This window comes from Streptococcus panodentis, assembly GCF_017884005.1.
GTDB lineage: Bacteria > Bacillota > Bacilli > Lactobacillales > Streptococcaceae > Streptococcus > Streptococcus panodentis.
This window is the reverse complement of sequence record NZ_QFAY01000012.1, coordinates 48,338-55,802: the sequence shown is the minus strand read 5'-3', so window position 1 is coordinate 55,802 and position 7,465 is coordinate 48,338. Positions and strand designations below refer to the sequence as shown.

Below are 7,465 nucleotides of genomic sequence, written 5' to 3'. Positions count from 1 at the left end.
CAGGCTCGGGCTAAAAAGGTTCCCCGAACCTTCCTCGCTTACGCATTTCCAGGCTCGGGCTAAAAAGGTTCCCCGAACCTTTTTACTCCCTCAGGCTGCTGGAGCTGATGTGCTTGAAGACAGTTACGGAGACTGTGGCTTTTGCTTTTGGAAATAGATAAATAGCCTTCTTTTTGGTATAATAGGGCTATGTCTAAGTTTTATCATCTGTCCTTTTCGATCCTGCAAAAGTTCATGCTGGTCATTGCCATCCATTGGTTTTTGATGGCTGTTTGGCATATGAACAGCCTGAGCAGTCTGGCTTTGCTGCTCTTTGCCGGTCTGGCTTATCTGGCCTATCGCTGTCGGCTTCATCTGCAAAGGTGCTACCGGGAGGTCATACGGCATAAATTTCTTCTGATGGCGGCGGTTCTGATCTTTCAGATTATCGTCTTGCTGTCGGCTGAGCTGCTGATTCGCCGGGATGCGGCTGTTGTGTTCACCGGAGCTTTCAAGTATCTGAAAGAATCCTCCATCTCCAGCTATCTGACCCGCAATCCTAACAACATCCCGCTCTTTCTCTACGAGCGCTTGTTTTTCAATCTTTTCGGCGATACCGCTCTCTGGATCATGCAGGGGCTCAATCTTTTTTATGCCAATATTACGGCTCTCATCCTCTACAAGGGCAGTCAGAAGTATTTCTCTCAGCAGACGGCCGATGCGGTCTTTGCCCTCTATATTCTCTTGGTGGGCTTTTCCCCATATTACCTATCCATGTATACGGATATTCCGCCCTTGCCCCTGATTGCTTTACAGATTTTTCTGGTGCTGGGGCTGCTGAAGGAAGATGAATCTCCCCGCCGGCTGCTTGTCAGAATCCTCCTGCTGGGCATGGTGACCAGCCTGGCCTTCTTGCTGCGGCCGACGGTGATTATTCTGGTTCTTGCCGCCTTCGGTATTCTCTTTTTTAAAAGAAATTGGAAGAAATTCTTGCTGGTCTTGGCTGCTTTTTCCCTGAGTTTCGCTGTCAGCTATGCTCCTCTGTCCTATGGTGTCAGCCATCAGACAGAAGTGCCGCTGGTGGAAGGAAAGGGCTTGGCAAAGGGACCCTTGCTTTTTATCAATCTTGGCCTGACCTTTATCGGTCACAATCAGGAGGACATGAAGGAAGGACTCCTGCAGTATATCGAGCCGGATAAGCGCGATGACTACAATAACGGCATGTTTGCGACGGAGAATGTTGTCAAAGAAATCAAGCGCCGACTCAAGGAGTATACACCGCTGACCTTTCTTTATCATCTTTACTACAAGCAGTCTTTAACCGTGGCAGAAGGCAATTTGGGCTGGCTCTACCGCAGTGTCGAAAATGAGAAGACCCCCTATATTTCGCCGCTGTACCCGGCAACCAAGGACAATGTTTTCGCTCAGTTTGTCCGAGACTTCTTTCTCAATACGGACAAGGGCAGCTATGTCTATTATTCCTTGCTGAAGCAGGCTGTCTGGATTGTCATGGCCTTGGGCCTAGTCTTTTCCCTTTGGAAATACCGGCCGAATGACCATTTGAACTTTCTCATCCTAGCCGTCTTTGGCGGGCTGCTTTTCCTGCAGATTTTCGAGGGGGGCAAGACCCGCTATCTCATCCAGTTTCTGCCGCAGATTTTGATTTTGTCTGCTGTAGGCTTGACCCAGTACCCGCAAGCTCTGGGGAAATTTCGCTTTTGGTCTGGAAAAAAACGCTCAGAAAGGAGCTGCTGAGATGAAAAGACCTATTCCTGTCTATGAACCGCTTTATAAGCTGAAGCCTATTGCTGAGAATATCTGGATCGTGGATGGCGATCTGATTGAGATGGATGCGGTGGTGACCGTTCTGCCATTTTCCACCCGCATGACCGTTATCAAGCTGGCAAATAGTCAGCTCTGGTGCCATTCGCCGATTGCGCCCAATGAAGTGCTGTATAATCAGCTGGATGCTTTGGGACCAGTCGCTCATCTGATCTCACCCAATAAGATTCACTATGCCTACATAGCCGACTGGAAGAAGCGCTATCCAGAGGCCATTGCCTGGTCCAGTCCAGGAGTTGAGCAGCGGGCAGCCAAGCAGAAAATCCCAGTAGCCTTTGATGACCAGCTGACGGACAAGACGCCAGAAGCTTGGGCAGGCCAGATTGACCAGCTGATTTTCAAGGGGAGTGCTTTTATCGAGGAGGCTGTCTTTTTTCACAAGGCCAGCCAAACTCTGATTTTGACAGACCTGATTGAGAATTTCGAGACCGAGCATTTTCCAAGCTGGCTGCGCAGAAAGGCTTACAAACTAGCCCGCATTGCAGCGCCCGATGGCCAAACGCCCATTGACTACCGCATGACTTTTATCGGTCACCAAAGGCAGGCCAAAGAATGCTTGGAGAAGCTGCTGGCTTGGCAATCGGAGAAAATCATCTTAGCCCATGGCCGCTGCTTTCTGGAAAATGGCTCTGCAGAGTTGAGAAGGGCATTGCGCTGGATAAGATAGGAGAAGAAAGCGATATTCTTTAGAACACAGAAGTTCGAGTCAAAAAAATGACGATAAAAAGAAGTTTAGTGTTAAATTTTATCTATAAAATCGTCTTTCTTTTGTTTTTATCTAACCGACCATTATCCATCCATTGAGCTAGACGAAGAGGCTCATGAAATCGAGATATAAGGAGGCATATATGCAACACTCAGCTTGGCACGCTCTGATCAAAGAGCAGCTGCCGGAAGGTTATTTTACCAAGATCAATCATTTTTTGGATGAAGTGTATACATCGGGAACCATTTACCCGCCGCGGGACAAGGTTTTTAATGCTATTCAGACTACAGCGCTGGCCGATGTGAAGGTGGTGATTCTGGGCCAGGATCCCTACCACGGACCGAGACAGGCTCAGGGATTGAGCTTTTCGGTACCTGATGACATCCCTGCTCCGCCTTCTCTGCAGAATATTCTCAAGGAGCTGGCGGACGATATTGGTGTCAGACAGTCTCATGACCTGACATCCTGGGCCAGACAGGGAGTGCTTTTGCTCAATGCCGGTCTGACGGTTCCGGCCGGTCAGGCCAATGCCCATGCCGGCCTTATTTGGGAGCCGTTCACAGATGCCGTCATCAAGGTGGTCAATGACAAGACAGAGCCGGTTGTCTTCATCCTCTGGGGATCTTACGCCCGCAAGAAGAAAGCTCTGATTTCCAATCCCCAGCACTTGGTCATCGAGTCCAGCCACCCCAGTCCGCTCTCGGCCTACCGCGGATTTTTCGGCAGCCGGCCTTTTTCCAGAGCCAATGAATTTTTAAGTGCTAAGGGCCTCAAGCCCATCAACTGGTTAGCATAGGAGGGATTATGGTCAAGCTGGCAACGATTTGCTACATCGATAATGGAAAAGAATTTCTCATGCTGCACCGCAATAAAAAGCCCAATGACGTCCATGCCGGCAAGTGGATTGGCGTCGGGGGCAAGCTGGAGCGGGGAGAAACACCGCAGGAATGCGCTGCCCGGGAAATTCTGGAAGAAACGGGTCTCAGAGCCAAGCCTGTCCTCAAAGGCATTATCACCTTTCCGGAATTTACACCGGACAATGACTGGTACACGTATGTATTTAAGGTGACCGAGTTTGAAGGACAGCTCATCGACTGCAATGAAGGAACCCTGGAATGGGTGCCCTATGATCAGGTCCTGTCCAAGCCGACTTGGGAGGGGGACCACACCTTTGTCGAATGGCTGCTGGAGGACAAACCTTTCTTTTCAGCCAAGTTCGTCTATGATGGCGACAGCCTGCTGGAGACGCAGGTTGACTTTTATGAATGAAGCGGAGGAAGCATATGCTCTTAATTAAAAACGGCCGGGTCATGGACCCTAAAACTGGCTTCGATCAATCGGCTGACCTGCTGGTAGAGGACGGGAAAATCGTAAAAATCGGCCAGCAGCTGGAGGCGGCGGGTGCTCAGATTTTGGATGCTGCCGGTCTGGTGGTTGCTCCGGGCTTGGTAGATATCCATGTGCACTTTCGGGAGCCGGGCCAGACCCACAAGGAAGATATCCATACCGGCTCTCTGGCAGCAGCGGCAGGAGGCTTTACGACCGTTGTCATGATGGCCAATACCAGCCCGACCATTTCCACTGTGGACATCCTGCAGGAAGTGCTGGAGTCAGCTGCTCGGGAAAAGATTCATGTCAAGTCTGTGGCCACGATTACGGAGAATTTTGACGGTCAGCATCTGACCGACTTCAAGGGTCTGCTGGCTGCTGGTGCAGCGGGTTTCTCAGATGACGGCATTCCTCTGACCAGCTCCCGTGTCGTCCGTCAGGCCATGGAGGAAGCCAAGAAAAACGGCACCTTTATCAGTCTGCATGAGGAGGATCCCGGTCTTAACGGCATTTTAGGTTTCAATGAGCAGATTGCCAAGGAGCATTTTCATATCTGCGGGGCGACCGGAGTGGCTGAATACAGCATGATTGCCCGCGATGTGATGATTGCCTATGATACGAAGGCTCATGTCCATATCCAGCACCTGTCCAAGGCGGAGAGCGTCAAAGTGGTCGAATTTGCCCAGAATTTGGGGGCTCAGGTGACAGCAGAAGCAGCGCCTCAGCACTTTTCTAAGACCGAAGCCCTGCTCTTGACCAAGGGCAGCAACGCAAAGATGAATCCGCCCCTGCGCTTAGAGTCCGACCGGCTGGCAGTCATTGAAGGGCTCAAGTCGGGTGTCATTTCTATCATTGCGACGGACCACGCGCCCCACCATGCGGATGAGAAAAATGCAGCCGACATCACGCAGGCACCGTCCGGCATGACTGGGCTGGAAACCTCGCTGTCTCTGGGGCTGACCTATCTGGTAGAAGCCGGGCACCTGACCCTGATGCAGCTCTTGGAAAAGATGACGCTCAACCCTGCCCAGCTCTATGGCTTTGATGCCGGCTACTTGGCGGAGGGCGGACCGGCTGATCTGACTGTTTTTGACCCGCAGGCCGACCGCCTGGTGTCTGAACACTTTGTCTCCAAAGCGGCCAACTCCCCCTTTGTCGGCGAGCAGCTCAAAGGGCAGGTCAAATACACCATCTGCGGCGGAAAAATTGTCTATCAAAATTAGCCGACAGCAACAAAAGAGAAACATTCTGATGAAAATTTCAGAGTGTTTTCGTTTGCCTTTTCAGAAATAACGAATCTTCATCAGGAAAAACTGATAAATAGTTCACATTCAGCCCCAAAAGCGGTATAATAATATAAAAAAATACTTACAGGAGTTCTTTTTATGAAGAAGAAACATTTCATCTTACCTGTTTTGTCAACGGTGCTGTTGGCGCCGGCTTTTCTGGCTAGTCAAGTCTTTGCAGAAGAAAATGCAGCGGAGCCAAGCTCCCCGGCTGTGACTGCTTCTGATACAGGATCTGCCGATACTGCAAGTGCTCCGGCAGCCTCTGAAGCAAGCACAAGCGAAGCTAACAGCGGTACAGAACCTGCCGATAGCGCAAATGCGCCAGCCGCTGCCGCTGATCCTGTTGCTGCTGCCGCTCCGGCCAGTGCCGCAGATCCTGCTGCTGCACAGACCAACAGCCTGCCAGAGGCCACTATTCTTCATACCAACGATGTGCATGGCCGTATTGTCGAAGAAAAAGGCGTAATCGGCGATGCCAAGCTGGCAACGGTTATCAAAGAAGAGCGGGCCAAAAATCCAAATGTTCTGGTGGTTGATGCCGGCGACGCCTTTCAAGGACTGCCTATTTCTAACAGCTCCAAGGGAGAAGAGCGGGCCAAGATTCTCAACGAAATCGGCTATGATGCCATGGCGGTCGGCAATCATGAGTTTGACTTTGGTTTGGATGAGGCTAGGAAATACAAGGAAATCCTCAAGTTTCCTCTCCTCAGCTCCAATACCTATGCTAATAATGCCCGGGTTTTCCAAGCTTCCACCATTGTTGACAAAGATCCAGCTGCAGAGGGCGATGAGTTTGTCGTGATTGGGGTGACGACTCCGGAAACAGCGACCAAGACCCATCCTAAGAATATTCCGGGAGTGACCTTTACGGACCCAATCACAGAAGTGAACCGAGTCATCGCCGAAGTTGAAGCCCGGGCAGCGGCAGAAGGGAAGACTTACAATAACTATGTTATTCTGGCCCATTTGGGTGTCGATACGACGACACCGGTCGAATGGCGCGGCTCAACCTTAGCAGAAGCCCTGTCTCACAATGAAGCCCTCAAGGGCAAGCGCGTAACCGTTATTGACGGCCACTCCCATACGGTGCAGTCTACCACCTATGGCGACAATGTGACCTACAATCAGACCGGCAGCTACCTGCACAATATCGGCAAGGTGACTTTCCAAGCCAACCAGCTTCTGGGAAATCCTCAGCAGATCAGTGCGGAAACAGCTAAAGCAGTGACTCCGGACCCCACCGTCGCAGCTATGGTCAGCAAGATTAAGGAAAAATACGATGCCGAAAGTGCAGCAGTCGTCGTAGACAAGAGCCCGGTTGAGCTGAACGGCGACCGGGAAAATGTCCGCGTGCGCGAAACCAATCTGGGCAATGTCGTGGCGGACGCTCTTTACCAATACGGTCAGACCGGCTTTGCCAATAAGACTGATTTGGCTGTCACCAACGGCGGCGGTCTCCGCGAAACCATCGCCAAGGACAAGCCGATTACTAAGGGCAATATCATTGCGGTCCTGCCCTTTGGCAATACCATTTCCCAGATCAAGGTGACTGGCCAGAATATCGCAGATATGTTTACTAAATCACTGGGCTCTACCCTGCAGGAAAAGGACGGCCAGCCTGTGCTTGATGAAAACGGCCAGCCCCTCTTGGAAGCCAGCGGCGGCTTTCTGCAGGTATCGGGTGCCAAGGTTTACTATGACACTAATCTGCCGGCCGATCAGCGGGTCCTCTACATTGAGATTCTGAACAAGGAAAGCGGTGTTTACGAGCCGCTGGATCCTGCAAAGACCTATTATCTGACCACCAATGACTTCCTAGCTGCCGGCGGAGACGGCTACACCATGCTGGGCGGCGCCCGCGAAGAAGGGCCGTCTATGGACGTTGCCTTTGCGGACTATCTGGCGACAGCAGATCTGACAGCCTATGCGGTTATCAATCCTAACTCACGGACCATTTCCCTTTCGTCTGCCAAGGACAGTGACGGCGACGGCTATACGGATATTGCTGAAATCAAGGCAGGCACCAATCCAGCAGATGCGGCTTCCTATCCTGTCATCGCCAAGCCAGGTGACCCAGCTGCTCCTGCAAAACCAGCAGCATCCTTGGCCGATCCTGCCAGTGCAGCTTCAGGACAGACCAAGCCAGTAGCAGTCCATGTGGCCAAGACCTTTACCAAGGACCCCGCAGCCAAAGAACTGCCGCAGACCGGCAGCGAATCAGCAGCAGCCTTGAGTTTGGCTGGTATGGTTTTAGCTTTCTTTGGATTGGCAGGAATCAAGAAGATTCACAAAGATAACTAGTCTGAAGACACTATAAAAC

Annotated in this window: 6 protein-coding genes; all 6 read left to right on the top strand. The window is 51.4% G+C overall.

Annotated features, from left to right (window positions below; genetic code table 11):
- The first annotated feature begins 189 nt into the window (after positions 1–189).
- The 6 genes from DHL47_RS06880 (at position 190) to nt5e (ending at position 7,446) form a co-directional block, all read left to right on the top strand.
- Positions 190–1,734 carry a glycosyltransferase family 39 protein gene (locus DHL47_RS06880; protein ID WP_209551341.1) on the top strand — a complete coding sequence of 515 codons (1,545 nt, stop codon included), beginning with the start codon at positions 190–192 and terminating at the stop codon, positions 1,732–1,734.
- Between the two features lies 1 nt (position 1,735).
- Positions 1,736–2,488: a DUF4336 domain-containing protein gene (locus DHL47_RS06875; RefSeq protein WP_209551340.1), complete on the top strand. Its 753-nt coding sequence runs from the start codon at positions 1,736–1,738 to the stop codon at positions 2,486–2,488.
- A 181-nt stretch (positions 2,489–2,669) separates the two neighbouring features.
- On the top strand, positions 2,670–3,323 hold the full coding sequence (locus DHL47_RS06870; protein ID WP_209551339.1) for a uracil-DNA glycosylase: 654 nt from the start codon (positions 2,670–2,672) through the stop codon (positions 3,321–3,323).
- 8 nt (positions 3,324–3,331) lie between these two features.
- Positions 3,332–3,796, top strand: coding sequence for an NUDIX hydrolase (locus DHL47_RS06865; RefSeq protein WP_209551338.1), 465 nt, complete (start codon positions 3,332–3,334; stop codon positions 3,794–3,796).
- Between the two features lie 14 nt (positions 3,797–3,810).
- Complete coding sequence (locus DHL47_RS06860; protein WP_209551337.1) at positions 3,811–5,079, top strand: dihydroorotase; 1,269 nt, start codon at positions 3,811–3,813, stop codon at positions 5,077–5,079.
- A gap of 162 nt (positions 5,080–5,241) precedes the next feature.
- Positions 5,242–7,446 carry a cell surface ecto-5'-nucleotidase Nt5e gene (gene nt5e / locus DHL47_RS06855; protein WP_209551336.1) on the top strand — a complete coding sequence of 735 codons (2,205 nt, stop codon included), beginning with the start codon at positions 5,242–5,244 and terminating at the stop codon, positions 7,444–7,446.
- The last annotated feature ends 19 nt before the right edge of the window (positions 7,447–7,465 follow it).

Coding starts and splice junctions, on each gene's coding strand:
- DHL47_RS06880 (WP_209551341.1), top strand. CDS start 190: ATGTCTAAGTTTTATCATCTGTCCTTTTCGATCCTGCAAAAGTTCATG.
- DHL47_RS06870 (WP_209551339.1), top strand. CDS start 2,670: ATGCAACACTCAGCTTGGCACGCTCTGATCAAAGAGCAGCTGCCGGAA.
- DHL47_RS06865 (WP_209551338.1), top strand. CDS start 3,332: ATGGTCAAGCTGGCAACGATTTGCTACATCGATAATGGAAAAGAATTT.
- DHL47_RS06875 (WP_209551340.1), top strand. CDS start 1,736: ATGAAAAGACCTATTCCTGTCTATGAACCGCTTTATAAGCTGAAGCCT.
- nt5e (WP_209551336.1), top strand. CDS start 5,242: ATGAAGAAGAAACATTTCATCTTACCTGTTTTGTCAACGGTGCTGTTG.
- DHL47_RS06860 (WP_209551337.1), top strand. CDS start 3,811: ATGCTCTTAATTAAAAACGGCCGGGTCATGGACCCTAAAACTGGCTTC.